Below are 26,625 nucleotides of genomic sequence, written 5' to 3'. Positions count from 1 at the left end.
CATCAACGCCTGATAGTCCGGCGACAGTTCTTCCACCTCGGCGGCGTGCCGCCGGTGAGGCACCGCCCGGCGCGGTCCGACCGGCTTCTTCCGCGGCACCTCACCGGCCACGTCGGCGGGTGCGTCTTCCTCGGCCAGCGCCTCCAAGTACTGCTCCAGGCCGATCACCCGGCGCCGGTGCACCTCCTCGGCGTCCGCCAGAGCCGCCCGCACCCGTTCCAACTCGTCTTCGAGTTGCTTCACCTGCGCGGCTGCGGCCTTCTGCCGCGTTTCCAGAACCGCCCGCATCGACGGCATCCGCCACCTCCACGACACCTCGCCCGGCAACAAACCGAGGCTCCCGCGACAGCGGCTCCTTCATGCCTGACCAGCGAAGATGCCACATGAGGTTCGGAAAGAGAACGGCCTCTGAGACAGCCCGGTCATCCCAAGGGGTTGAGCCGCTCGGGAGGGATGCATTCGAAACCTGTGACGTTGGTGTTGCCATTGATGTGGACAGCGAGGTTGTCCAGGTCCGCGAGCGGTGCCAGGTCAATCGGTCCTTTGCAGTCCCACAGGTTTAGGCGGGTCAGGTGGGGAAGTTCGCGGAGAGCGGCGAGGCTGGAGTGCAGTGTGCAGTCACGAAGAGACAGGCTGGTCAGCGTCTGGTAGCGCTGCACGATGGAGAGGTCAAGGGTGGACTGTTGTTCGATGTTGAGGTGCTCGATCTGAAGCGGGGGGTGAAGGCGACCCAGCTGTCTGCCTTGGGAGTCGCCCACGATGATGAGCCAGTTGAGTGACGGCCAGCGGTTCAAGCCCTCCAGGGTGATGCCCTGGCTATTTGTGGTGAATCCCAGGCTACTGAGATGAGGGCCGGCGGGAATCTCTCCGGCCCGGGTGACGTCGGCGGGAAAGCCCAGGGTCAGGTGGTCTAGAGCGGGCATGTCGGCCAGGGGGGCGAGGGACATCCCGTGTGCGAGATCGTGAAGGTAGAGCTTCCGGAGACGCAGACCGCGCAGGGATTCGAGATCCTGCACGTTCGGGCAGCCGAGGATGGCAAAGGTATTGAGATTGGGAAGCTGTGCCAAGGGTGACAGATCGCTCAGCGAGCGGTCATCAGTGATGCACAGGTACTCCAACCCGGCCTGCTTCAGTACCTCGGGTGGGAGCCCCTGGAGCCCTGTCAGATAGATGTGCTTGAGGTTCGATAGCCGCGGAAGCTGAGCAAGCTGTGCGGCCGTACTCAAGACCACATACACGTCAGGCGTGAGCGCGGACAGCACTTGGTCTGCGTATTCTTTCGCGTCGAAGGAGGGCCAAGCGGCCGCCAGTTCTGTGGCCACCGCAAGTCGGCTGTCTGTACGGAACCGCGCCAACACCCCTAGGGCGGAATCCCCGCCGATCCGGGCCGCGGTCCTTACCACCGCGGCCGCGGAGGAGCCGTCAAGTTCCCCGGGGCCGGGAAGCAGCTCCAGAACCAGTTCTCCGACCTTGGCGAGCTCCTCGGCCTCCGCTGTGGATCGAGGAGGAACCAGCTCGGCGGCCCGGGCCTGTACTTCCTGTCGCACCGCAGGGTCGAGTTCCGGTGCGTGCTCGAGGCTTGCCGCAGCGAGGAGCACCAGACGTTGGCGGTAGCGTTGTGTCCTGTCAGCCCGGCGCAGCAACTGCCGCAGCAGCCGACTCCGCTCCTCCAGGCGCGCGTGCCCCACCGCCATGCGCACGACGTCGTCCCACTGGTCGTCATGAGCGTTGCGGACCAGAACGCCGAAGTCGCGGGTCTCCACGGCCGCCTTCGCACCCAGGTAGTCCTGGAAGGTGCGGTGCACGAAGTCGACGTAGCCGGGGACTGGCTCGCGCAGCACACCACTGCGGATGAGCAGGTGGGAGAAGACCTGGTCTGCGTCACCTTGATCTCGAACCTGCGGCATGGCGGTCAGCCACTCATCCAGCATCGTGATGGCCTCGGTCCGTGCCACCTCCGCTTGGCCGTTGCGGATCATCCAATAGGCCAGTCGCTGCAGCAGAGCGGTCTGCTCTTCCCGAGAGAGGGACACCCCCTCCACCGAGGTGATCTCCCGCTCCGTGTCCCGGCGGACTAGCAGCATGTCCAGAGCCGCGTCGTACAACTCCTTGCGCGCCCGTGGCAGCTGCATGCGACGGTCTCTGTTCAGCGCGCACAGCAGGGCACACATCAATGGGTTGGTCGCCAGCCGGCCCAGATCGCGGCGCGTCGTCACCGCCTGATTCAAGCCTGCCTCATACCGCTCGAGGGATCCCCGCTCGGAATCCGCGCACTCCCGCCGCATAGCGTCGTGCCAGTGCCGGATGAACGCCCGGATGTCATCCCGCTCCATCGGTAGCAGCGTGTGCACCGTGAATCCCTGCGCAGTCAGCCAGTCCTCCGGTACTGCCGAAGGACGGGTTGTCACTACATACCGTGCTCGTGGGAATGCGGTAATCAGCGACCTCAGCCACTGCTCCGTGCGGTGACGCAGCCGCAGCGGCACCTCGTCGACCCCATCCACGAGCACCAGCGCCCGGCCGCTGGCGAGGTGCGTCTCAATCCATCCTTGCGGTGCGCGCAACGGAACGCCTGAAGCAGTCAGGAAGTCTTCCGGCATGGGCAAGCCGTCAGGAGTGTTGAAGGACCTCAGCCGCAATACGAACGGAATGCAGCGATTGAAGTCCTCCAGCCCCGAGCCGAAGCTCTGGCGGGCCGCGTTGAGCGCCAGCCATTGCACCAGTGTTGACTTCCCCGACCCGGCGGGCCCCCGCAACACCACCCGGTCGCAGTCGACGAGCGCCTGTTCCACCTTTACAGGGGCCCGAGTGGTGCCCGGGACATCGAGACCCTCTCGGTGAGGCTCATAAGCACGCTCGTCGTTCACCGCGAGACTGATATAAGCGGTGTCCAGCGGCCATTCTGCACGGCTCCGGCCGCCCAGGGTGACGCCGAACAGCTCCAACCGAGAGTGCGTACCGGCAACAAAATCCGCATACCGTTGCTCGAAGCCGTGAGCGGCGGCGTCCCCACCCTGGCCCGGAACGGCCTGTTGTGTCCGCAACAACGTCCCGGTCCGACGCGTGTGCTCCACCGCAGCCCGCGCCGCGAACGTCGGATGGGCCGTGAGTTGTTCCATCAGGTGCGCACAGCACAACCCAAGTAGCTCCCCGTACAAGTCGCGAGCGCGCTCGGCGAGGTCGGTGACGGGGCGCCGCAGCTCGCCGGTCAGGCGCGCGGGATCGAGGTCCGAGGCGAACAAACGTTCCGCATCGAGCGGACCTGCTGCAGCAAACGTGTCCTGGACGGCTGCCACCGCAGCCAATCTCTCGTGCTCCGGCAGTGAGGTGTACGCAGTCGTGATGCGCTCCACGAGGACACGAGCCAGCTTCTCGGTCCCTGCCGGCTTGGGTAGCGAGCGCAGCGGATCCGCTACCAACCCCGCCCCCGGCTTCGCCGTCAGTATCGACTTCGCGACTACGGAGACCACCGTCGTCGCCAGCCGGACTACTACCGCTTCAAGCCCGTGCATTCCCGCCCCCCCCGGTTCCCGCGGACGGACGGCATCGTATGCAGATTGACGGCACCGCTTGGCGGCGTTCGTGAAGATGGGCGCAGATCAGGTGCAGAAGACAGGACGTCAGCCACCCTGCTCCCACGTGCGGGGAGAACGTGTGTGTTCCGCATCCACGACCCGCAACTGGCTGGGCCTGCGATCGCTGACGCCATGAAGCCGCCAGGCACTCAGCTCAATGCCACGGTCCAATGCCTTGAGGCCGGCCGGAAGCCCAGACCTACCTGCACACCGGCGCCGTCGACGACCAGCCGTGCCAGTCGATCCCCCGCCAAGTGTTAATTCATCTGGGGTACTTGTCAGTGCACCCTGCCAAACTGTCACAAGCATCGCACCAAGGAGAAACCCGCCTGCACAATCCCTCACCTGGCACAGAGGAGCAGATCTGACGTGCACAACAACCTGGTCTACCTCACCGACGGACGAGGCAAGGTCGACGCATCGGAGATGAGCGACCACGACTGGGCTCGCCTGGTTGTCGATAACCGCAACTCCACCCGCCGTCAGCTGGTGAAGTGTGCATGGTGCTGGGACGACGATCACGTCACCCACTGGATGAGAACGTACACCCGGGCCGACGGCTCCCGCGTTGTCTCCCATCAGCCCGGGGAGGCCGGCGACCACCCCTACCAGGCACTGGAAAGCGACGAGCACAAGGCGTACTGCGACCGGGTGGAGCGCGTCGGTACGGACGAAGGCTTCCGGACCACCCGCGAGGCTCGCGCAGCCGACGGCCGCACTCGCTCCGACGTCCTTCTGTTCGGCTCCCGGCACGTCGCATACGAGATGCAGCACTCCCCGTTCAAGCAGGGGTACGGCGCCACGGAGCGAACGCGGCGCTCCCTCGCCGCCAAGCGGGATGCCGTCGCCTGGCATACGGACAGTTCGATCATCGCTGGCGCCGCACGCGTAGCCATGCTCCGCTCCAACCAGGCCCGACGTCCGCAGATTGAGAACCCGCGCTACGAGCTCCGTGTTCTTGGTGGCTTCCGCAAGGTCATCGTCTGGGAGTGCACGGCCCGCGATGGCTACCGCTGTCCCGACGGGCGCTTCGCCGGCTGCGGCCGCACTCATATCGATACGCAACCGACTGACATCACCCTCGACGACTTCATCCGCCAGGCGCCAGCGGGCAGCGTACTGCCGGTTCTACCGCTGGACCGACGCGGATTCTGGACATCCGCCAACGACTACCGGCGCTGGACAGAACACCACGGCAGGGTCGACCAGCTCGCATCAGGCCAGCGGAGGAAGGGAATGGGCACTCTCGTGCGACGGCGGCCCAAAACCATCTGCCGGCCGTGCCGCAGCAGCGCACCCGCGTGCCGATTCCTGCGACGAAGTCCTGCGAGGCAGGCACCACCCCATGCGGGCAGCCTGCACGCCTGTACCCAGCGGGCTGGCGCTGCGACGTGCATCGCCCTTCGCGGCTCTAGCAATGCCGCACCGACGCGCACCAAAGCCGTGGAGTACGCCTCGACGTGGGGCGTCGCCGGCAGCGAAGGCTGCACGCAGAGAACGCTGGTGCGCTGGTGGGGTAGTGCTGGGCCCGGGGGACCGCGCAGCGAAAGACAAGCAGTCGGCGGTTGAGTGACCCACAGGGCCGCCGAGTTTCGCCGAACTGCTCTGATGGACGGAACACCCCCGCGTCGGCGGGGAGGACGCTGACGGGTCGACGTCCTTCGCGCACAGCTCCGAAGCACCCCCGCGTCGGCGGGGAGGGCCCGTCCTTGTTCAACGAGGGCTCGCCGTTGGGCGAAACACCCCCGCGTCGGCGGGGAGGGCGCGCCCTTGGCCTTGACCGTGTCGACGTGCAGCGAAGCACCCCCGCGTCGGCGGGGAGGACCGTCACCAGCATCGTCACTGGCGTCGGTTCCGCGAAGCACCCCCGCGTCGGCAGGGAGAACAGGGCAAACGTCAACGTGCCGCCGGTGATCGGCGGAACACCCCCGCGTCGGCGGGGAGGACCCATCGAAACCGATAACGATCTGATTGCCCGGCGGAGCATCCCCGCGTCGGCCGGGAGGACCAGGCCCTCGTCGGCGAGGACGTCGCCGCGCGCGGAACACCCCCGCGTCGGCGGGGAGGACTCCGACGGCCGCCAGGCGGAGCGCGCCAGATGCGGAACACCCCCGCATCGGCGGGGAGGACGCCGCAATCTGCTCCCGGGCGTCCTGTGCCTCCGAAGCACCCCCGCGTCGGCGGGGAGGACGCGAACACATGTGCGGCCTCACTTTGTTGAGTCGAAGCACCCCCGCGTCGGCGGGGAGGATGCCGAGGAGCGCCGCGCGTGGGCCAAGTTCGACGGAAAACCCCCGCGTCGGCGGGGAGGACGACGCCGATCAGGCGGAGTTGTGGAGCCCTCGCGGAACACCCCCGCGTCGGCGGAGAGGACGGTTGGCCGCCGATGACGTCAACGAATGCCTGCGAAGCACCCCCGCGTCGGCGGGGACGAGGGGATACAGCGGATGCCCCGAGACGGGGACGAAGCACCCCCACGTAGGCGGGGAGGACAGCGTGGTTGCGTCCACGGATCCGGCGAGGATCGGAACACCCCCGCGTCAGCGGGGAGGACGCCTCCCACAGACCCCGCGCCCGCGTCGCGTACGAAGCACCCTCGCGTCGGCGGGGAGGACGGCCACAGTTCCCGTGCCGCGGGGTGGGCCCGTGGAACACCCCCGCGTCGGCGGGGAGGACGGCCACATGGCCCCACCCATGTCCAGCGGCTCCGAAGCACCCCCGCGTCGGCGGGGAGGACCACGCCGACCTCGCGGTCTGCGACCTCCTCGACGAAGCACCCCCGCGTCGGCGGGGAGGACGCCTCGGTCTCCCGGGCCTGGTACTTCCCGTGCGGAACACCCCCGCGTCGGCGGGGAGGGCAGGACCCGCAACACCTCCAACGGGTCGAACGTCGAAGCACCCCCGCGTCGGCGGGGAGGACGGAGCGCTCGGGGTCGAGGTGCTGCCGGCGGGCGAAGCACCCCCGCGTCGGCGGGGAGACACGAGTGCGTTGGCCAGTCCGCGGGAACGGAGCGAAGCACCCCCGCGTCGGCGGGGAGGACGAACGGATCCTCCCCGACCCGGAGGTGCGCGCCGAAGCACCCCCGCGTCGGCGGGGAGGACCCTTCCTGACCTGGGGTTCAGGAAGCGCTTTGCTTTTCGTTTACGTTGAGGTGGGTTCTCACGTGCGTCACTTTATCGGCGGCTGGATTGCTGTGGTGCTGTCGGTGACGGGTGGTTGAATGCCGGCTCTGGTGGTGGGGCTCGGCGTGTGGCTGGGGTGTGAGGGGGCGGGGTTGGTGGGGGAGTGGGAAGCGCCGGATGAGTCGGTGTGGGGGAAGTCGCGGGGTCTGGATCCGGGGCTGCCGCCGTATCCGCTGGTCCGGCATCTGCTGGACGCGGCGGCGATGGCGTTGCATCTGTGGGATGCCTACCTGTCGGAGAACCAGCGTGTGCGGATAGCCGAGGGGATGGGGCTGGCAGGCCGGCTCGAGCGTGCGAGGGCGGTCGTGGGGCTGTGTGCCGGGTTGCATGACCTCGGGAAGCTGTCGGGGTTCCAGTTCTGTTCCGTGCGCGGCAGCCGGTACCTCAGCGCGGGGCTGGGCGGTGACCGTGCGGCGATGAGCGCGGAACGGTTCGGGCATGACGTGGCCGGCCTGCACAGTGTGAGAGGTGTGCTGGCGGATCTGGACTTCGTGGCAGAGGGGGATCTGAGGGCCGCGGAGCGCCTGGCCGAGATTGTCGGTGGCCATCACGGGCGGTTTCACCGTGCCGGGGACGGTGTTGCTCCGGCGTTTCTCGGTGGGGCTGCCTGGGCGCGGCAGAGGACGGCGCACGCCGCGGCGGTGTTCGAGTCGCTGGGGGCGCCGCAGGCGCCGGGAAGGTTCAAAGCGCCGGCCGCGGTGCTGGTGACGGGGGTGGTCATTCTCGCGGACTGGCTGGTCAGCCAGGAGGACTATCTTCGCGAGCGGCAGCGGCGGCTCGAAGCGTCGCTGGCTGATCACTTCCGCCGCTCTCTGCAGGATGCGCCCCGTCTTCTGTCCGGGGCCGGGCTGGCCCGGGTGCGGTTGCAGCGCAAGGAGTTCGCTCAGGCCTACGGGATTGCGGGCGAGCCGAATCCGTTGCAGCGGTCAGTGATGGACGAGCTGCGCCAGGCGGTCTGTGAAGGGAGCTGGGGCGGTATTCCTGGTCACCGCGGCGCCGGGGGACGGCAAGAGCGAGACGGCTCTGGAGGCCGAGCGGGTCCTGTCCGAGGCGTTCGGCACCCAGGGGTATGCGTTCTTGCTGCCGACGATGGCCACCAGCGATCAGATGCACGGCCGGGTCGCAGACGCGTTGCTGCGCCAGTCCGGTACGGAGGCCGAGCTGACACTGGTGCACAGCATGGCCTGGCTGAACAGCGCCTACACCGACGAGGACCTGACGACGCAGCCGGTGCTGACCTGCGACGGTGACGAGGCGGGCCAGGGCAAGCGGCGGGCGGAGGCGGACCTGCGGCCGCAGCGGTGGCTGCGCGGGCCCAAGCGGCCGCTGCTCGCGCAGTTCGCCGTCGGCACGATCGACCAGGCGCTGATGGCGGTGCTGCCGGTGCGGCACAACGCGCTGCGGCTGCTGGCCCTGTCGGGCAAGACGTTCATCGTGGATGAGGCCCACGCCTACGACCCGTACATGCAGGTGCTGCTGGGCCGGCTGCTGAACTGGCTCGGGGCGTACGGCGTGCCGGTGATCCTGCTGTCGGCGACGCTGCCGGCGTCGGTCAGCGACCGGCTGATCAAGGAGTACCTGCAGGGCGCCGGCCACAAGTCGCGTGCCCTGAGCAGCCGGACGTTCCCTGCACCCTACCCGGGGTGGCTGTATGTGGACGGGGACAGCGGCCGGGCCACCCCGATCTCGGCTGCCCGCCAGCAGGAGCAGGCGCGTGCGCGGAGCATGGACCTGAAGGTCGTCGTGGAACCGGTCGTCCACACTTCCGGCGGTGGCCGGGACCGGCTGGCGGTGATCGAACGGATCCTTGAGCCGCTGAGCGGGGCCGAGGGCGGCACTGCCCTGGTGGTGTGCAACACCGTGGGAGACGCGCAGGACACCTACCTCAGGCTCCGTGAGCGCTTCGACCGCCGTTCCCACGCGCAGGGCGGAAGCGTGCCGCTGCTGCACGCCCGCTTCCCCGGCGACGTACGCGAGGCCCGCACCCGGGAGGTCACCGGAGGGCTGGGCCGCAGCGGACCGCGTCCGCTGCGCCGGATCGTGGTGGCCACCCAGGTGGTCGAGCAGTCACTGGATCTTGATGCGGACATCGTCATCAGCGATCTCGCTCCGCTGTCGCTGCTGCTGCAGCGGGCCGGGCGGTGCTGGCGGCACGAAAACCACTGGGCACGGCACGGCTACCCCGACGGCCGCGGCCGCCCGGCCTGGGCGGGCGGGCCGCGACTCGTCGTGCTCGACCCGGTCGCGGGCGGCGGGAGGACACCACGGCAGTGGGGCGAGGTGTATTCCGAACACCTTCTCGCCACCACCTCCCGCACTCTCGCCGCAGTCGACCACCGGACCATCGCCATCCCGGGCGACGTGCAGGACCTGGTCGAGACGGTTCACGGGGACAACGACCTGTTCGACTGGGACAGCCCGGGCGGCCGCGAGGCGAAGGCCTGGACAGCGCACCGCGGCAAAGAGATCGCGGAACGCAGCATGGCCGGCCTGCTCGCCGTCCCGCGCGCGCGGAGTGTCTCTGCGCTGCACGACCTGCACGACCTGCCCGGTGAAGAGGACGAGTGGGAGGTGTCCACCAGGCTCGGCGCGGACTCGGTGCGGCTGCTGTGCGCCTACGTCCAGGAGGACGGCCGGGTGACCCTGGACCTGCAGGGTGAGCGACCGCTTCCCCAGGCCGAGCCGGACGGCACCATGCCGGTCGCGGCGGTGCGGGAGGTGATGCGCCGCACCATGGCCGTCCGCGCCGACTGGTTCGCCGAAGCCGATCCCGGCAGTGTCGCCCCGCCGACGACGTGGTCGGAACACCCCATGCTCGCTGACCTGCGGGTTCTTCACCAGCCCGTGCAGGGCGGGGACACCCGTGCGGTGAAGATCGGGAGCAAGGCCCTGCGCCTGGACACAGACCTCGGTCTGCTCCGCCGCTGATACCAGTCACCGCCCGCCGTTGAGCCGGAAGTTCGCAGGTCCGGGCACATTGTCGGTGGCGGCTGCTTGAATGCCCCAACGACGCCAGAGCACGGCTGCCGGGGGGCTTTGCCGTGCCGTTGCGTCGTGGCACCGGGTGTGGAGCTGGGGAGGGGATGAGCTGTGAGTGGGGGATTCGACCTGCGCACCAAGCCGTGGATCGCGGTTCGCTTACTGACCGGAGAGCCGGCGTGCGTGGGCTTGCGCGAGTTGTTCAAGCGGGCGCACGAGATCGAGGATCTGGAGATCCCGGTGCCGCCGGCAGCGGCGGGCTTGATGCGGATCCTGGCGCCGATGACGGCACGGATCGCCACCGACGGCGAGGACCGGCTCGATGATCCGGACGTCGCGGAGGACATCGACGACTGGTCCGATCTGCGCGAACGCGTCCTGAAGGCGGGCCGGTTCGATCCGCAGGCGGTGGACGACTACTTCGACCGTGAGGACCTGGCAGGCCGTTTCGACCTGTTCCATCCTGAGCGGCCCTTCCTGCAGGATCCCCGGCTGCGCGCCCAGTGCGTCGACGCGAAAGGGGCGCCGAACCCGTCCGGGGTGAACAAGCTCGTGATGGGCCGCCCGACGGGAGTCAACGGGGCGGTGCTGTTCGGGCACTTTACCGACACCGCACCGGTGCCGGTGCCGGCCGCCGAGGCCGCCTGGCATCTGATCGCACAGCTGTACTACGGGCCGTCCGGGCAGTGCACGCCCCGCAGGATCACCGAGGAGCGGACGGGCAGCACGGACGCGGCCCCCTTGCGTAAGTCCGTCTCCTACTTCCCGTGGGGGCCCGACCTGTTCACCACGCTGGTGCTCGCGGTGCCGAGCCCCCGGTCCGAGGCCGACTGGGCGGCACAGGACGCCTGCCCGTGGGAGGACGATCTCAACGCCCCCCCCTCGAGCCGCTGCCGCCGCTGACGTGGCCGGGCCGGATACTGACCGGCCGGTTCCGTCACGCCGCACTTCTGGTGCCGTCCGAGGACGGACGGACGGTGAGCGACGCCTACCTCACCTGGTCGACGCACGAGCCGCCGCAGACGGTGCGTGACCCGTATCAGATCCTCGACCGGCGCAAGGACGGCAACTTCCAGCCCCGGGAGGCCGACGGGGCCCGGGCCCTGTGGCGGGATCTCGACTCGCTGCTGCTGAAGGACAGCCGTCAAGGCTCCCAGCGCCCTTTGGCCCTCGAGCACCTGCCCAGGTGGCTGCTGCCGCGGCTGCGGGTGCGCGCCTGGGGCTTCGACCAGGACGGCCAGCAGAAAGACAGCGTCTGGTTCCGGGCGACCAGCCCGCAGGTCCTGCAGTGGCAGGAGGAGAACGACGCTCAGATGGCCCACCACATCAAGCGCTGCCACACCGCGGCGGAGACCATCGGTGACCGGCTCGACTTCGCCGCGCGGATCGCCTGGAAGGTCGCCACCGACACCAGCGTCGACCCCTCACCGAAAGCCAAGGTCAAGCTGGAGGCCCGCAAGCCGGGCCCATGGGCCTCTGCCGCCCTGGCCCGGTACTGGCCGGCCGCGGAGACGGCGTTCTGGCAGCTCACCGAGCCTGGCCACGCCACCACCCAGGTCGATAGGCCGTTCGTCGACGTAGCCCTCGCCGCTCTCGACGAGGCCATCGGCCAGGCCAACCGAGCGGACATCCGTGTCGCGCGCGCCCGTCACCGCGCCCGCGGCCTCCTGCTGGCACTGCTGCAGCCGTCCACCAGGCACTGAACCGCACGGCTGCGCCCGCGCCGGCATGGCCGGCGCTTGTTCATCTCAACACCCCTTCCCCGCAACAGGGACGTCTCATGACCGATTCCGTGCCGGCGGCGCCTGTACCGCCGACCTCCTCGACTCTCCGCTCTTCGGACCGGTTCGTCACCTACCTGCACCAGGTGTGCGCCTCCACGCAGGCCCGCGCCGCCCTGCGGCGCGGGCTCGGGCTGCCGGTCCAGCGGTGCACCTACATGCACCGCTACCTGGTGCCGTGGCTGCGCGACCACGACGATGCGCACCAGGCCGATGTCCGGCGGGCCTACTACGCGGTGGCCTCACTGATCGCCGCACGGCCCCGCTCAGCCCGCGACACCGCACCCCACCACAACCCCGCCCTGCCGTGGTACGAGCGCCCCGACATCGGTGCCTCACTCGGCCAGGCCGTCGCCCAGGGCGTCCTCAAGGAGAACTCCGCCGAAAGCGCGCTCCACCTGATGGCCCGCCAGAGCAGCGACGCCGTCCACCCGTACCTGCCCGCCCTCACCCGCCAGCTCCTGGCCGCCGGCATCACGATCGACTGGGCGGTCCTCCTGGAGGACCTCGCCTGGTGGAACCGCAGCCGCGACCGCATCGCCACCCGCTGGCTCGAAAGCTACTTCCGCACCGCCACTCGCACCACCGACCCTGCCGACTCGGCCGAGGAGAACGCCCGATGACCCTCTACCTGGACCTCAGCGCCCTGCAGTCCGTACCCGCCGCCAACCTCAACCGCGACGACCTCGGCTCCCCCAAGCAGGTCCGCTACGGCAACGCGCCCCGTATCCGCGTCTCCAGCCAGTCCTGGAAGCGGGTCATCCGCCTCGGCGTCGAACAGGACCTCGGGGAAAAGGCCGCCCGCACCCGCCTGGTGCCCGCCAAGGTACAGCGCGCCCTCGAGAAGACGGGCTGGCCGCGTTCGCCGGAGCGCAGGTCGCCGCAAGCGCCGGGAAGAAGGGCATCGGCACGGAAGCGGCCGGCCACACCTCGGTGCTGCTGTTCCTGCCGGAGGCGGCCATCGACGAGCTGGCCACGGTGTGCGCCGAGCACCGACCCGACCTGGAGGCGGCCCAGGGCAAGAAGAAGCCCGGCCAGGTCCTGCCCCCCGACACGATCGAAGCCATCCTCAAGCGCCGCACGGCCTCCATCAGTCTGCTGGGCCGCATGCTCGCCGAACTCCCGGACGCCAACGTGGACGGGGCGGCCCAAGTCGCCCACGCCTTCACCACGCACGCCGCCGAGCCCCAGCGCGACTACTTCACCGCCGTCGACGACTGGCTGGGCGAGGCCGAGACCGGCAGCGGCCACCTCGACACCGCAGAGTTCAGCGCCGGCGTCTTCTACCGCTACGCGACCGTCAACGTCGCCGACCTGCTGAAAAGCCTCGACGGAGACATCAAGGCCGCCCGGACCGTACTCAGCTCCTTCGCCGAGCACTTCCTGCTCTCCCTCCCGCAGGCCAAGAAGAACAGCACCGCCCGCACACCGTCCCCGACCTGGCCTACCTCGCCGTCCGCGAACACCGGCCGCTGTCCCTGGCCGCCGCCTTCGAAACCCCCGTCACCGCAGACCAGCACGGCGGCTTCTCCCAGCCCTCCCGCCACGCCCTCGACGCCTACGCCGGCAACCTCAACCGCCTCACCGGCAACCACCACCGCCGCTTCCACGGCCACACCACCATCAACCCCGCCGAACACCACACCGGCCTCGGCACCGCCCACGACTCCTTCAACCAGCTCATCGACGCAGCCGTCGACGCCGCCGTACCCGCCGCCCAGGACCAGCCGTGAGCGGGCTCCTGCTGCGCCTGGCCGGCCCCCTGCAGTCCTGGGGCGAACGCTCCGCGTTCACCCCGGTGCGCGACACCGCGCCCTTCCCGACCCGCTCCGCACTGATCGGCATGTTCGCCGCGGCCGAGGGCATCGGCCGCGACGAGGGCGGCCTGGACCGCTACCAGGACCTGCGGCTCACCGTGCGCGTAGACCGGCCGGGCGTCCGGCTCGTCGACTACCACACCGTCGGCGGCGGATTCCCCAAGGACCGCACCGCCGCCACCAGCGCAGGCAGCAACAAAGGCGCCGCCGTCCTCACCAGCCGCCACTACCTGTCCGACGCCGTGTTCGTCGTCGCCGTCACCGCAGCCGACGACACCACCATCGAACGCCTCGCAGCCGCCCTCTCCCGCCCCCACTGGGCGCCCTACCTGGGCCGCCGCTCCTGCATCCCGGACGAGCCGTTCCTCCTGCGCCGCCACGTCGACGACCCCGAAGAAGAACTCCGCACCCGGGTACCGCTCAGCCGCCCCGCACCACGAACCCGGGACGGCAACGGCCAGGAAAACCAGACGATCGCCGTGGAATTCCTCTCCGAACAGCCACCGCCCACCAGCAGCACCGACGAGCCCGGACACGACGTCATCGACGTGAACGACGTACCGGTCAGCTTCGCCCCGCACAGCCGCAGCCACACCGGCCGCCGCATCCACCGCACCCGAGTACCCGTGCCGCAATCCCTCGCCGGCCCCCCGCACACCCTGATGCAGCGCCTGATCGACTACGCCCACCTCGAGGAAAGTGCATGAACGACCACCCGGTGATCGCACGCATCCGCCTCAACCCACACAGCCGCGACGTCCAGCGAGACCTGCGCGACGCCACCCAGATGCACCGCACCCTCATGCGGATGGTCCCCGACGGACTCGGCGACGCCCCCCGCCACCAGGCCGGCCTGCTGTACCGCCTGGACGAGACCGACACCGCCAGCACCCTCCTCGCCCAAGCCGCACAGCTCGACCCGTCCCGCCTGCCGACCGGATACGGCCACGCTGACGTCAAAAGCCTCACCCCGATGTTCACCGCACTGCGCAAGGGACTCGCCGTCCGCTACCGCATCGTCCTCAACCCTGCCAAGAGGGAACGGCTCCCCCTGGAGCAGAAGGGCAAGCGGGGACGGATCGTGCCACTCAGCGGCTCCGACGCCGACCAGTGGTGGCTCCGCCGGGCCACCGAAGCCGGCCTCGACGTCCACGTCCTGACCCCCATGGAGCCGGTCCACCCTCGCGGCCACAATGCCTCCGGCATGCGGCACAGCCTGCTCCGTTACGACGGCACCGCCACCGTCACCGATCCCGACGCCCTCCACAATGCCGTCGTCCATGGCATCGGACGAGGAAAACCGTACGGTGCGGGACTGCTCAGCCTGGCACCAGCGAGAACCGCGTGAACCACCCGCGGCGGGGCGGCGAGGCACGCAGACGCCTCGCCGCCCCCACCCTGGCCATGCTCCCCCGCGTCGCGGACTCCCTGTCCTTTCTCTACCTGGACATGGTCCGCATGGTGCAGGACGACACCGGGGTATGAGCGCAGATCCGCATCGACGAGAACCGCACCGACCTCGTCTACATCCCTACGGTCGCTCTGTCCTGCCTGCTCCTGGGCCCCGGTGTCAGTACCAGCAGTCCTCCCCGCCGACGCGGGGGTGCTCCGGGCACGGCCCCGTCCATCAGCACCCGGAGCAGGTCCTTCCCCGCCAACGCGGGGGTGCTCCGACGTACACCGGGTGGATCCAAGGGCACGCCGCGTTCTCCCCGCCGACGCGGGGGTACTCCGCCCGCGCCACCTGGGTCCCGGCCGCCGACGAAGTCCCGCCGACGCGGGGGTGCTCTACCCACCGCCCCCGGGCCCGAGCCCACGGCTGAGGTCCTCCCCGCAGATGCGGGGGTGCTCCGGCCCTCCGCGCGGCGCAGGCCAAGCTCGGCAAGCCCTCACCGCCGACGCGGGGGTGCTCCGCCCGGGCCGCGAGACCTGCCTCCTCGCCCTCGAACTGGAGGCAGACGCCATCGTGGTGGAGACGAACTACGGCGGCGACATGGCCCGCCAGAACGTCGTCCAGGCCTGGGCAGAACTCGAACGGCAGAACCGCACCGGCGGCCGGCCGATGCCTCGGATCGTGGAAGTCACAGCCAAGAAGGGCAAGCGGCTCCGCGCGGAACCGATTGCCCAGCTGTACGAGACAGGCCTGGTCCACCACTGCGCAGAGTTCTCGGCACTGGAGACGCAGATGGTCACCTGGCTGCCTGGAATGGACTCTCCAGACCGCATGGACGCAGCCGTCCACGCTCTGACCGAGTTGGCAGACCCAACTCAAACAGGTTTGGGCACGCAGCATTACAGCGACCAGCGACTACGGGGACGCCGGTGATGTAAAAGTCATCTCGGCTGAGGGAACTCTGACCGAAGACGCTGACTGACTCAATCCACGCAGATACATTGGGGACCGTTCGCCTAGCGCGTCTCCAGATGCGTAACCGCGAGATAAAGGAGGGGGGCGCTCCGAAGAGCGCCCCCGGGATGAAGGATCCCTGAGCAGGGTCCGTGTCAGTGCGGTCCGCTCTTGAACAGCTCGAGGGCAAGTCGAGCACCGTTCACACAGAGCGACGCCGCGCTGAGGAGCCAGCTCGGGGTCCTTCGCCACCACGGCTTCTTATCCTGATCGCCCACAGGCGACACCCTTTCTGTCGTCCATCGATTCAAAGTCGGGACGCGAAGGGGCCTGTGGCAGCGTGGATCTTCTACCGCCAGTCAGCAGCGTATTCGCCACGCGCGCGCCAGGGGCGCCATCCGACTATTCGCCACCGTTCGCCAGATGGCGCCCTACGCGCCACCACCTCGATATGCCGGGAACGCTACGTTCGTCCCCTGGGTGGGGGAACGATCCGCCAGGACGTCCGTACCCTGATCACAGGCGCGGGGCCTGGAGCAGTAGGGGAGTAGTGGTGGGCCTCATGACCCGCGCCAAGGCCGTCGTGATCGACGCGTAGGCGTGGCTGAAGTCCTCCCCGCCGACGCGGGGGTGCTCCGATGAGGTCAGCAGTCTCCAGGGGGCGACCGAGGTCTTCCCCGCCGACACGGGGGTGCTCCGTCCATCAGGCTCCCTCAGTGAACAGGCCCTCGGTCTTTCCCGCCGACGCGGGGGTGCTCCGACGCCGGCGGGTTCGATCCGGTCGCCCACTTGGTCTTCCCCGCCGACGCGGAAGTGCTCCGTGGGTGAAGGAGAAGGGCTGCCCGGTGACGCGGTCTTCCCCGCCGACGCGGGGGCGCTCCGGACATCCAGACCTTCACCGGCATCATCAAGAGATCCTCCCCGCCAACGCGGTGGTGCTCCGCACCACAAGGAGATCGCGGAGCAGGCCGACCGGTCCTCCCCGCCGACGCGGGGGTGCTTCGGAGCGCGTCCCGGAGTTCGTCAAGGAGGCCAGGTCCTCCCCGCCGACGCGAGGGTGCTTCGGGCGAGGGAGATCCGGAGCTGCTGCCGTGGCTGTCCTCCCCGCCGACGCGGGGGTGCTCCGACGTGGAGTCAGGCACCCCAGACAGCCACTTGGTCCTCCCCGCCGACGCGGGGATGCTCCGATGAGCAATGCGCATACGGGCAGGTTGGGGGCGTCCTCCCCGCCGACGCGGGGGTGCTCCGCCCGCCGACAGCGTCAACGTCACCGGCGGCACGTCCTCCCCGCCGACGCGGGGGTGCTCCGACCCGCGGCGCGGACTTCAAGGGTTCGTCGTGACCGTCCTGGCGACCGTGGGCTGGGGAGCTCAGCGTAGGAGGTAGCGACGACAGTGAACGGTCGGGCCGTGACGGCCGCGTTACCGGAGATCCGGCCCGCCGCACTCGCGTACCTCCCCGACGACGCCGGTACGGACGGGGAGCTGGTGGTGTGGGAAGCCGACCTTGTTGGTGTTCGTCGCTCGCCGCGGCGCTGGCGCTGCGGCGAGCATCTGGACCTGGCCGGTTGCCTACCTCCCTCAGCCCGACCGCTGGCGAGACGACGCCAGGCCCTGCGGGCGGCACCCCGGCAACGGGGGCGCCGTCCGCAGCTCGGCCCGCCGCCGCGCGCGGCCCCGTCCTTGCGGCGGGCGAACTCCCGCTTATCCGCGTTCCGCTGCTAACCGTACGTATCGCGTACGGAGCGGGAGCGGATGGCGTACGTGTCGGCGCGGCTGAGCAGTGACGAGCTCCGCTCAGCCGAGCGGCCAGGGGCCCCGTCTCGGCGCCGGTGCATGGGCGATGGAGCTGGTGAGTACCGCAACCTCGCAGACCGAGAGCCTACGGTGCCGACAGGGCTGTGCGTTCGGCTTTCTCCAGCCAGTCGGTGTACCAGCGGGCGAACGTCACCGGCGTACCGTCGTCGTCGAGCAGCGGGGCGAGGTCTGCATTGTCCACTCGGAAGTCGGACCAGATCGTGCCGCGGTGGCTGCCGCTGATGATCAGCCACTCTCTCTGGGCGCATCCCAGGTGGGAGATCACGATGGCGCCGGCGGTGCGTTCCGGGGCGAACATGACGTCCTCCCACCGCTCGTCCCACGCCTCGAAGGCGTTGTCGAAGTCCTCGATGTCGTCGAAGTCTTCTTCCTGGGGGCGCTGGGCGCGAAGCTCGTCGAGCAGCCCCGGGTCCGGGCCCTGGTCGGGAAACGGCTCGGCAAGCCTGGACAGGTCGGCCAGATCCGCGCCGTCGCCTTCCCAACGCCAGCGGCCTTGCACGCGTCGAACCGGGAACAGGCCGTACGCGGGGCCAGCGCCGCCCGCGCCAACGTGGAGCAGGAAAGTCCGGTACTCCTCTGGCAGCCGCACGCCTGTCTGATCCTCGAGCTCGGCAAGCTCGCTCTGGGTAAGTGGGTCCTCCACGATCCATTGGTGCCCCAATGCCCCGAACACCTTGCTGCCAAAAGGCCCTGCACCCGCCGCCTCGACCCGCTGACGCACGCCCACCCACCACTGATCCGTCATGCGCAGACCGTACGTGCAACCAACGACACCCGGGTGAGGCGCACTGCTGCGGTCCTGACGGGCTCAGACCCGGGCCCTGGGCGGTTACCGAGGTCTCAGATGTCGACGCGCTCGACGACCGCCGGGGCCCGGTCCCCCGGCAGGGGGATCGCGAACAGCTTGGGCAGGCGTTTGTCGAATGCCTTTTCCCGGCCCGGGTGACGGCGGTGGCGTGGTGTTCGCTCTTGCCGACGTCTAGGCCGAGGAAGACGTCGATGCCTCCGGACCCGGTGACAGCACCTCCCGGATCATGACCGACAGGAGGGGGAAGCCATGCCGGACCCGAAGGCCGGAGGCTCCATTGTGGAGCCACGAAAAGGGTAACGAGGGGCGCTATGGCCGCTCTGTAGGGTGCTCGGCCATGCAGGACCCCCGAATCGGTTCTTTCGGACGCGAGGGGCGCAGGCGCACTCACACCCCCTCTTGGCCCGGCGTTGCACTGGCCTGAGGATGCGCCAAGTCTGTCGCAGGGGCCCGGAGTTCGGGCAGCTCTCGTACCTCACCGGGGCACTGAAAGCAGAAGGCGACCGGCCGCTCAGGGTCCGCGAGTGTGCGTACTCCGCGAACCAAGGTGTCGGAACCACCGCAAGCTGGGCACTTTTCCGTAGCTGGCGCCGACCCGTCCAGGGGCCACGGGTCCAAGCCCAGGATCGTTGCCGCATAGCAAACCGCGGCCGAGTCGGAGAGCATCTGCGCTCCGCACAACAGGCAGGAACTCACCAGCAGTGCTCTCTCGTCCGGATCGGGCCGTACGAGGTGGGTCCACTGGCCGCAGTTTGAGCACTCGACCGTGAGCTCACGGTGCTCGGACAGGACGCCTTGGAGGCGCTGCAGTCGCTTCTTCACGAAGCTGCGGATCTGAAGCAGACCTCCGCGGATCCGCTCCATGTCGACGTCGAGCGCCTCGCGGGCGTCCCTACCCAGGGTCGGGAGGAGCTGCTCGTCCAGGAACCGGATGAGGAAGTCCAGAACTTCGGCCGCCTTGCTCTCTACCGCTCGTGCGTTAGCCGACTCTCCGATCAGCCCGTAGTGCTGGAGGGCGTTGCGGTGTTCCGCGAGCTTTTTCAAGGCTGCAGCATCCCCAGCATCGATCGGGACGCGAGCGATGTTCCGCAGCCGGGTGACCGTCTCCTCGGGGCTGCAGCTGAGCAGTGTGCCCTTAACGAGCTCGTCGCGAAGGGCACGGGCCGGATCCTTGAACACAAGCGACCAATGCTCATGCTGCAGCCGGGCCTTGAGAAGAACCTCGGCTCCCGCGGCCAGATGCAGCACCGCGTACTTCAGATCCCGGGCGCTTACCCGCTCATCGCCGGCCTCAAGGTGCTCGACCACGCTGATGAGGTAGTCCAGGCCGTTGTTGATCGGAGGGAAATGAACTTCGCTGCCGGGGTGTTCGACGGTTCGACCCGGGTCGTACACCCGCTGCTGCATGACGCCCGGCTGGCGCAGACTGCCCGGTCCCGCCACGTGCGCGCCGTGCACGTCGATCATCACGGACGGGTTGTCCGGGTGAGCTGCGACCAGCGGTGGCAGTCCAGCAGTGGGCTCGGTCATGATCCAAGGCTATCGGCATCACCGGATCCGCGTTCGGCTCCACCGGCGGTGATCACCGGGCGGGGGCACCGCCTGCTTCGTGTGGCGAACAGGCCTCGACCCCCGGGCCGGTGACGGGCCCGGGGGGCGCTCGCGTAATCCGCGGGGGGTCGGAAGTTCATGCACGCGATGCCGTGTTCAACGAGGCTGCGCTGAGCCGGTCACCCTCGTGCCCACAGCCGCGTCGGGGGACGGCAGATGCTCCCGCGCGGCGATGTCCGCGTCGACGAGTACCGTACCCGCCCGGACCGGCCGGTCCACTCGCGTGTTGCGTCCTGGGCGCCGTCCGTGGGCCCCGGCCTGTGTTCAGCGAGCTGACCGGCAGCCAGGGCCACAGACCTTCGGCGTCCGCTGCCAAGCCAGCCACTAACGACGCCAGCCCCTGCGGGCGGCACCCCCGCAACGGCCACGGCAGCCGGGACCTGGACCACGATGCCGACCACGGCAGGTGAGCCGCCGGGCCGGGCCGGGGCGGTCGCCGGGGCCGGCACCGCCTCACTCGTCCCGGCCTGCGCGGCCACGGCCACAAGGCCGCCCAGAACACCGGCCGCGGTCACAGCGACCGAGACCGGGCCCAGGAGGGCGGGGTGGCGGTAGACGAGGTAGGCCAGGCCACCGATGACAAGTACGCCGACGAGCACCAGGAGCAGCAGGACGAGCAGAGCAAGCGTGGACACGTGGTCCCCCCTCGGTTCGAGCACACGGACGGTCCGCATGCGATGGAGGCGGAGCATGGAGCCTCAGCCCTTTGCGTCTTGGGCAGGCGTCCCAGACAGCGGGGCACAGAGTGCTTGACGCGGGGGTTAGCCGCGCAACCCGGCACTGGCCAGCGCTCTTACTGGAAAGGCGACTTGGACTACACGGGAGCAATGGGGGGTGGGCTCACGACCCCCTCCTCGATCTCAACGAACGGACTGCGGCAGCGGCTGCTCCGCGACAGGAAGCTAGGCGCCGCGGTACCCGCCGGATAAGGCCATGGTGAGTACCCACCGTGGGTAGACGCCGGGTGCGGTGCGGCGGAGCCCAGGCGACGGCCGCCGGGTTGGCGTCGATGACCGATGCGATCGACGCGACACGACACGTGCCGAGCCGCGTGGCGGCCTTCCGCACCGGGCAGGACGGAGCAAGACACCAGGCCCCCCGGCCATAAGGGCGAGACGTGTCGGCTCGCCGGCCGCCTCGTTCTCCAGTGGTGACCGAACGCTTCTGCATCAGGTGCGCCGAACGGCGGTTAGGGCCGGCCGCTGCCGAAGAAGCCCGTCGTAGCGCGGCCGCGCCTGGCCCTTCACCCAGGAGCAGCTGCTTTTCCTCCAGTCCCTGTTCGAGTCGGCGCTGGTTTTGCGGGCCGGTGACCGTGAGCCGTACTCGCCTTGCCGCGCCTGTGCGGATCACGGTGCGGAGGAGGGAACGTAGGCTCGCCCGCCATGAGCGATTCTCGAAACGACGTGCGCCCCGTCCTCGATGCCATGCTCGCCGCGGCCCGCGAGGGCCTGGGGAGATCCACCTGGCGGATCGGCGATCCGGACGAGGAGCTCCTCCTTCCTATCATCGGCGCATTGACCGTTTACCTGGGCAAGGGTCTCCGGATCACGGAAGAGGGCCGGGAGGCTGCTCAGACGCGACGGAAGGTGGCGGACGAGCTGCGGATGGCGGCCCGTCGGCATCCGGCAGGAACAGCACGCCATCAAGCGTTCTTGGAAGCAGCACAGATAGCCGAGGACGGGTCCGCTCGACGCTGACTCCCGGATGATGAGGGAACACCCCGGCCGCGGGCTGAACCCGAGGCGCAACGGATTGCGCCGGCTGTCGCTACTGCAGGGGCGCACCGCTGCGGGAGCAGACGGGCCCGGCCATGAGGCCGACCGCCCGGCGCGACCCCGACCACGGCTCCGGTCGCGGCGTGTCCGATGTGACACCAGATTCGAACAAGCGATCTAATACCAGTATGGACGCGACCGACTTCCCCGACGACCTGGTGCAGACACAAGCCGCCTGGAACGCCACTTACGACGCGCTCGCCGCACCCCGCCCCCGCGACACCACCGCCCTGCGGCGCCGCCTCATGCGCCTGTCCGGACGGCTGCTCTGGCACCCCTACTGGGAGACCGCCCCCTCGGTCTCGGCGGCGCGCACCGAGCTGCGCCAGCTGGTCCGCGCCCGCGAGCCGTCCGGGCCGCGTGACCCGCCGCGCCTCGGTCGACCAGGAGTACGGGGGTGCGGCCTGCTGTTGCGCGACCCGAAGTGCACGTCACCACGCGATTCCGACGTGGCCGGATCGCTGACTTCCACCACCAGCCCCGGTTCCACCATGACGTCCCGCTGCTGATGAGGGGAGAACGCTGCCCTGCGGGAAGCTCTGCCGCGCCGACGGCGGACTCAAGCGGCCGATCCTGGCCGTGCGGGCTCGTGTGGCACGCCATACATACGTGATCCGTACGCTACCCGTACGCTTTTGCGATTGACATAAGCGGCCACACTGCCGCCAAGAGCGGTGCTTCGTGCCAGCGGCCACCGTGTTCAACGGCCACCGTGTTGACCGGTTCCCCTGGCATCGACTGCATGCTCCTTGCCCACTAAGTTGGGAACGTTCGTTCGAATATGGTTCCGAGAAGCGATCGAAGGCCTGCGAATGCCGGACTGTGCGTCCCAGTACGCCCGCCGCAAAGGCATCGTTAGGCACTACAACCGCCAAGCCCGCAGTCGTGGGCGGGGTGCCCTGGGTACGGCAGCAGGAGGAGAACAGTGAGCGACCGCAGTTCCATCGAATGGACCGAGGCGACCTGGAACCCGACCACCGGCTGCGACCGCGTCTCCTCCGGCTGCGACAACTGCTACGCCCTCACCCTGGCGAAGCGACTGAAAGCCATGGGAGCGGCGAAGTACCAGAACGACGGCGACCCTCGCACCTCCGGGCCCGGCTTCGGCGTCACCCTGCACCCCGACGCCCTCGCCGTCCCTTACGGCTGGAAGAGCCCACGGGTGGTTTTCGTGAACTCCATGTCCGACCTCTTCCACGCCCGGGTGCCGCTGGACTTCGTCCGCCAAGTCTTCCAAGTCATGGCCGACACTCCGCAGCACACCTACCAGGTCCTGACCAAGCGAGCCCGCCGCCTGCGCCAGGTAGCCCACAAGCTCGAGTGGCCGGCCAACCTGTGGATGGGCGTCTCCATCGAGACCGAGAAAGAACTGGCACGCGTCGACGACCTGCGTGAAGTCCCTGCCGCAGTTCGGTTCCTTTCCTGCGAGCCGCTCCTCGGCCCCTTGCCCGGACTCACCCTCGAAGGCATTCACTGGGTCATCGCCGGCGGCGAGTCTGGACCACGTCACCGGCCCCTGGAGGAGGCCTGGGTCACCGGCATCCGAGACACCTGTCAGGAGGCTGGCGTCGCGTTCTTCTTCAAGCAGTGGGGCGGCCGCACACCGAAGGCAGGCGGCCGCGAATTGCACGGCCGCACCTGGGACCAGATGCCGCTGCCCGTTGCCGTATGAGCGGGACCGGACGGCATGCCGCACGGCCCAAGCACGTCAGGCGACGAGTCTTCCCGGGAAGACCTTGATCTCACGGGTCCGCTTCACACCCACACCATTGCTGGGTGTCTTGCCCTCGCCATGCAGACGCTGCACTGATCTGCGCGCCGCGGGCTCGGTCACCTGCCCGTAGAAGTCCCCGAAGATCTCCAGCGTGTGGTCCACGAGCCTGACCGGGCCCCGGGTGCGCAGCAACAGCTCCTCCAGGTTCTTCGCGATCTCGGGAACCGCCCGTTCCGTGACCTCCTTCGGGTCCGGACGCATGGGCCACAGCGCCAGCTTCCCCTCGCTCTCCTCACGGGCATCCAGCGTCTTCCACCATTCGTCACGGGCCCGGGCCACCGAGTCGCCGAAGACCCACAAGCCGTACTGACTGCGTGTGGCGAAGACCAGCCGGTAGACGGCCCGCTTGTGCGCATCGTGGGAGACGCGCACCGACTGCACGAACATGCCGGTGCGCTCCTCAAGCAGGCGGGAGTACTCAGCCGCCACGGCCTCGATGGCGTCCTCAGCAGCCCCCTCCTTCGCCTTCGGGGCAGCAGCTTCCGCGAAGTACTCCCGCCACCAGGTGCCGCCGCACACATCGTCGAAACGCTGCAACGACCTCTCGTTGCCCTGCGGAGAGCGCACGTGCCCGCCCAACCGCCACACCGCCATCATGCTGAAGTTCATCAACAGCTCCGTCGGCGGTTTCGTCTCACGCCGCTGCCGGGCCAACACGTCCACCAGACGATCCTGAGGCAACACCAGCCCGCACGGATCCAGGAACAGGAACAGCGGCGCGCCAGCAGCCCGCTGAACCACACGATCGAGGACCTCATCGACCTCACCGCGGCGGGCATGCGCCAGCACACCGCCGGCCCGATACTGCTCGACGACCTGATGAAGCCGATCAAACGACTTCTGCTGCGCCTCCGTGAAGAAGCACTCCACAGTGATCCCGTGCTGGGCACGGAAGTGGGAGGCGACCCGGAGGGCGATCTCTGCCGAAGCAGGATCACCGTTCTCGTAGCGGCCCTCACCTGCGTAGCCGTCCAGGTACACCACACGCTTGTCCCGAGTCTGTGAAGCCGTCATGCCACCGAACTGAGGCATATAGCGCTTCAGCAACTCGTGCTTGAACACGCTGGGCAGAGCCTTGTCCGCCCAGTAACCCCCACCCGTTCCCGTGGACATGGTCCCCCACTCCATCAACGGCTCAACTACTCGTCTGTAACGCATAGTCAGCTACCCGCCAGAATCCGACAAGAGGCCCATCACGCCAGCTGTCCGAGTTCTGGGGTGCTGTACCGGTGCAGAGACCTACGGACCGTCCCTTGCTTCCAGACATACCTCGATCGAGTGAGTCGACCAAGCCAGCGCTGTACACCAGGCGGCTGCCAGCATGCGACAGCATCAACAGCCGGCGTCCCGGACCACTGCAGAGTCGCGCCGAACAAGAAATTGGGAGATGTGGCATCCTTCGCCACTTATGCTTTGACCTATGCAGAACGAGCAGACCTACGTCGGGCAGTGGTGGCTCCCTCAGGACCCCGAGCAAGTAATGCACGGCAGCCTGGAAATTGAGCTAAACCACCCAGAGCTCGCTGTCTATGAAAATATTTCATCCGGTCAGAGCAGCATAGCCAAGCGGAGCCCTTCCGTCATACACGGCAGGTGTATGGGCGTCGGCGTGACTCTACTGGACGCCTTTTACACTAGCGGAAGCAGGATTAGTCATGGTAGGGGTGAGGAAACCCAGAACAGGTTCGTCGCAAATACAGCACTGATCGGTCACGATGTCCTTAACGAGGGAGAATGTAGGTTCAACCGTGCCTACTTTCGTTTGTACAACTTGGATCAGTGGGCCAATCGCGTCGCGTATAAGCATTCCGACGGAATGGTCGAGGCACTCGATCTACCAAGCCTGGTAGCCAACATTCCCGGATGCGAGGTATCACTGCGACGAGTTACCACATCTCACCTAGGCCTACTGACGGATGCAGGGTTCACCAGCCATGAACTGATTGAGCTCAAAATCGAGGAACGAGTAGCTCTTGAAGACTTGGAGCAGAGGTTCATTAGGCCGCTCGAACAATTGCTTACCCTGGCCACAGGTCGGCATTGCGAAGCGTTCTCTCTCCAGGTGGGCAACTATGATGAAACCAAAGAATGGCGAGAAACCTGGCCCGTCAAGCTCTACCACGTTCGCCGGAAGAGGGGCGACCAGGAACAACCGGGTAAGCCGATGATCCGCGAGCATATGCGCTTCGGTATGAACAGCAGTCATTTCCCACCCAATGTTGAGTTCGGCGTCGTCGTCCCTAACTGGTACGCGCAGCAGGCCAGACTGGCATCCGCATGCGACTGGATTTTCTCTCTTCGATCTGAGGTAGGAGGATATCTGCAGCAGCAGATGTTCACGATTGCCTCAGCGATCGAAGCACTGCATCGAGGCCTGAATCCGCACTATGAGGAGAAGACAGAAGAGGACCGCGCTAGGAATAGGGTGATCCTCTCAGCCGTCAAGAAGGAGGCTCCAGATCACCACGGGTGGCTGGCAAGTGTCATTCAATACGGCCACCGAAAGTCTTACGTGTTCCGCGGGCGTGAGTTGCTTCAGTTCACAGACCATTTTATGGCTGATATTGTAGGAGATGAGGAAAAGTGGATTCAGGCGGTTCGAAGAGTCCGTGACGGGATTGGTCACGTATTGAATTCGAATGATGAATACGACGTAGAGCAAATGGTCGCATTGCTTAGAACGGCCTGTCTGTTCGCCGAGAGTGTATTGCTTCGTCAACTCGGTTTCACAGCAGAAGAATGTCGTCAAGCGTTGCGTCATGATTGGGGGCTGCAGAACGCCGAGCGACGAATGAGGAAAAGCTTCCCTGAATGGTTTGGTGTGACTGGGAACGAGAGCTGACCGACCCGTCCACGCGAAGCGGAGGCGTGGACTGTCTCCAGAATGGATCCGCCCCACAGTTTGAAGCACTGGGTGGGCCGATTCTGCCAAAGCTACATGGTGCTTCATCTGATGTAGAGTCACCCGCCCCCGCCACGCCTCCCCTCTTGCGGCCCGGGCCGAAGGCCCGTTGGCCGACCCGCGCAGCGGGGCCGGCCTTGGGGGTGCGCAGCACCCCCGGCGGCTGGAGCGCAGCGGAAGCCACCTCGGGGCCGTCGCCGGCATCGCCCGCAAGGTGGGAGGCGCCTGGCAGGACGTGGACGCCCGTGCCTTCCTC

Annotated in this window: 15 protein-coding genes, 5 pseudogenes and 2 CRISPR repeat arrays; of the genes and pseudogenes, 15 read left to right on the top strand and 5 right to left on the bottom strand. The window is 68.2% G+C overall.

The genetic code is table 11. The annotated features are described in order from the left end of the window. Both AB0E77_RS32930 and AB0E77_RS32925 read right to left on the bottom strand, forming a co-directional pair. Window positions 1-288 (bottom strand): annotated as a pseudogene (locus AB0E77_RS32930) (hypothetical protein); the annotation flags it as partial. Window positions 289-422: 134 nt separating this feature from the next. Beyond that, a complete protein-coding gene (locus tag AB0E77_RS32925) occupies window positions 423-3,512 on the bottom strand; it encodes an NACHT domain-containing protein (RefSeq protein WP_361578267.1) in 3,090 nt (1,029 codons plus the stop codon). A gap of 432 nt (window positions 3,513-3,944) precedes the next feature. Here AB0E77_RS32925 and AB0E77_RS32920 point away from each other — a divergent pair, with 432 nt between their 5' ends. The 11 genes and pseudogenes from AB0E77_RS32920 to AB0E77_RS32870 all read left to right on the top strand — a co-directional run bounded on the left by AB0E77_RS32920 (window position 3,945) and on the right by AB0E77_RS32870 (window position 15,661). Further along, window positions 3,945-5,144, top strand: coding sequence for a hypothetical protein (locus AB0E77_RS32920; RefSeq protein ID WP_361578265.1), 1,200 nt, complete (start codon window positions 3,945-3,947; stop codon window positions 5,142-5,144). 44 nt (window positions 5,145-5,188) lie between these two features. Continuing rightward, window positions 5,189-6,677: a CRISPR direct-repeat array (repeat unit 21 nt; unit sequence ACCCCCGCGTCGGCGGGGAGG). 119 nt (window positions 6,678-6,796) lie between these two features. Further along, window positions 6,797-7,453, top strand: a pseudogene (locus AB0E77_RS32915) (HD domain-containing protein); the annotation flags it as partial. Window positions 7,454-7,715: 262 nt separating this feature from the next. Next, window positions 7,716-9,686, top strand: coding sequence for a CRISPR-associated helicase Cas3' (gene cas3, locus AB0E77_RS32910; RefSeq protein ID WP_361578263.1), 1,971 nt, complete (start codon window positions 7,716-7,718; stop codon window positions 9,684-9,686). Between the two features lie 162 nt (window positions 9,687-9,848). Then, window positions 9,849-10,640, top strand: coding sequence for a type I-E CRISPR-associated protein Cse1/CasA (gene casA / locus AB0E77_RS32905; RefSeq protein ID WP_361578260.1), 792 nt, complete (start codon window positions 9,849-9,851; stop codon window positions 10,638-10,640). Continuing rightward, window positions 10,592-11,440, top strand: a complete 849-nt coding sequence (gene casA / locus AB0E77_RS32900; protein ID WP_361578257.1) for a type I-E CRISPR-associated protein Cse1/CasA — start codon at window positions 10,592-10,594, stop codon at window positions 11,438-11,440. Before casA (AB0E77_RS32905) ends, casA (AB0E77_RS32900) begins: the two co-directional genes overlap by 49 nt. A gap of 77 nt (window positions 11,441-11,517) precedes the next feature. Next, window positions 11,518-12,141 (top strand): type I-E CRISPR-associated protein Cse2/CasB, encoded by a 624-nt coding sequence (gene casB, locus AB0E77_RS32895; RefSeq protein WP_361578254.1) that lies wholly within the window; start codon window positions 11,518-11,520, stop codon window positions 12,139-12,141. Beyond that, a pseudogene (cas7e, locus tag AB0E77_RS32890) lies at window positions 12,138-13,251 on the top strand (type I-E CRISPR-associated protein Cas7/Cse4/CasC). Before casB ends, cas7e begins: the two are co-directional and overlap by 4 nt. Then, window positions 13,248-14,042 (top strand): type I-E CRISPR-associated protein Cas5/CasD, encoded by a 795-nt coding sequence (cas5e, locus tag AB0E77_RS32885; protein ID WP_361578251.1) that lies wholly within the window; start codon window positions 13,248-13,250, stop codon window positions 14,040-14,042. The pseudogene cas7e and the gene cas5e overlap by 4 nt, the downstream one beginning before the upstream one ends. Next, entirely contained in the window at window positions 14,039-14,683 is a 645-nt protein-coding gene (gene cas6e / locus AB0E77_RS32880) for a type I-E CRISPR-associated protein Cas6/Cse3/CasE (protein WP_361578248.1), read from the top strand. The genes cas5e and cas6e overlap by 4 nt, the downstream gene beginning before the upstream one ends. Before the next feature lie 56 nt (window positions 14,684-14,739). Beyond that, window positions 14,740-14,919 (top strand): annotated as a pseudogene (locus AB0E77_RS32875) (type I-E CRISPR-associated endonuclease Cas1); the annotation flags it as partial. A 382-nt stretch (window positions 14,920-15,301) separates the two neighbouring features. After that, complete coding sequence (locus AB0E77_RS32870) at window positions 15,302-15,661, top strand: hypothetical protein (protein WP_361578245.1); 360 nt, start codon at window positions 15,302-15,304, stop codon at window positions 15,659-15,661. Between the two features lie 630 nt (window positions 15,662-16,291). Then, a CRISPR array of direct repeats spans window positions 16,292-16,991; the repeat unit is 29 nt; unit sequence GTCCTCCCCGCCGACGCGGGGGTGCTCCG. Window positions 16,992-17,563: 572 nt separating this feature from the next. Here AB0E77_RS32870 and AB0E77_RS32865 read toward each other — a convergent pair. Beyond that, complete coding sequence (locus AB0E77_RS32865) at window positions 17,564-18,244, bottom strand: SMI1/KNR4 family protein (protein WP_361578242.1); 681 nt, start codon at window positions 18,242-18,244, stop codon at window positions 17,564-17,566. Window positions 18,245-18,694: 450 nt separating this feature from the next. Continuing rightward, a complete protein-coding gene (locus AB0E77_RS32860; RefSeq protein ID WP_361578239.1) occupies window positions 18,695-19,837 on the bottom strand; it encodes a hypothetical protein in 1,143 nt (380 codons plus the stop codon). A 1,463-nt stretch (window positions 19,838-21,300) separates the two neighbouring features. Here AB0E77_RS32860 and AB0E77_RS32855 point away from each other — a divergent pair. The 3 genes and pseudogenes from AB0E77_RS32855 (at window position 21,301) to AB0E77_RS32845 (ending at window position 23,365) form a co-directional block, all read left to right on the top strand. Continuing rightward, complete coding sequence (locus AB0E77_RS32855; RefSeq protein WP_361578236.1) at window positions 21,301-21,615, top strand: hypothetical protein; 315 nt, start codon at window positions 21,301-21,303, stop codon at window positions 21,613-21,615. Window positions 21,616-21,821: 206 nt separating this feature from the next. After that, window positions 21,822-22,034, top strand: a pseudogene (locus tag AB0E77_RS32850) (hypothetical protein); the annotation flags it as partial. 584 nt (window positions 22,035-22,618) lie between these two features. Continuing rightward, on the top strand, window positions 22,619-23,365 hold the full coding sequence (locus AB0E77_RS32845; RefSeq protein WP_361578233.1) for a phage Gp37/Gp68 family protein: 747 nt from the start codon (window positions 22,619-22,621) through the stop codon (window positions 23,363-23,365). A 36-nt stretch (window positions 23,366-23,401) separates the two neighbouring features. On the opposite strand, the gene tcmP is transcribed toward AB0E77_RS32845, so the two are convergent. After that, on the bottom strand, window positions 23,402-24,580 hold the full coding sequence (gene tcmP / locus AB0E77_RS32840) for a three-Cys-motif partner protein TcmP (protein ID WP_361578230.1): 1,179 nt from the start codon (window positions 24,578-24,580) through the stop codon (window positions 23,402-23,404). 307 nt (window positions 24,581-24,887) lie between these two features. Here tcmP and AB0E77_RS32835 point away from each other — a divergent pair, with 307 nt between their 5' ends. Next, the gene (locus AB0E77_RS32835; protein ID WP_361578227.1) at window positions 24,888-26,309 is read left to right on the top strand and encodes a HEPN domain-containing protein; all 1,422 of its coding nucleotides are present in this window, start codon (window positions 24,888-24,890) and stop codon (window positions 26,307-26,309) included. Window positions 26,310-26,625 lie beyond the last annotated feature (316 nt).

The organism is Streptomyces sp. NPDC032940 (assembly GCF_040636935.1).
Classification (GTDB): Bacteria; Actinomycetota; Actinomycetes; order Streptomycetales; family Streptomycetaceae; genus Streptomyces.
Note: the sequence above shows the minus strand (reverse complement) of the source record. Positions and strands in the feature narration are given on the sequence as shown.

What these genes read in the sequence shown, in the direction of transcription:
- AB0E77_RS32925 (WP_361578267.1), bottom strand. Translation starts at nt 3,512, where the DNA reads ATGCACGGGCTTGAAGCGGTAGTAGTCCGGCTGGCGACGACGGTGGTC.
- casB (WP_361578254.1), top strand. Translation starts at nt 11,518, where the DNA reads ATGACCGATTCCGTGCCGGCGGCGCCTGTACCGCCGACCTCCTCGACT.
- cas6e (WP_361578248.1), top strand. Translation starts at nt 14,039, where the DNA reads ATGAACGACCACCCGGTGATCGCACGCATCCGCCTCAACCCACACAGC.
- AB0E77_RS32865 (WP_361578242.1), bottom strand. Translation starts at nt 18,244, where the DNA reads ATGACGGATCAGTGGTGGGTGGGCGTGCGTCAGCGGGTCGAGGCGGCG.
- AB0E77_RS32860 (WP_361578239.1), bottom strand. Translation starts at nt 19,837, where the DNA reads ATGACCGAGCCCACTGCTGGACTGCCACCGCTGGTCGCAGCTCACCCG.
- AB0E77_RS32855 (WP_361578236.1), top strand. Translation starts at nt 21,301, where the DNA reads ATGAGCGATTCTCGAAACGACGTGCGCCCCGTCCTCGATGCCATGCTC.
- tcmP (WP_361578230.1), bottom strand. Translation starts at nt 24,580, where the DNA reads ATGTCCACGGGAACGGGTGGGGGTTACTGGGCGGACAAGGCTCTGCCC.
- AB0E77_RS32835 (WP_361578227.1), top strand. Translation starts at nt 24,888, where the DNA reads ATGCAGAACGAGCAGACCTACGTCGGGCAGTGGTGGCTCCCTCAGGAC.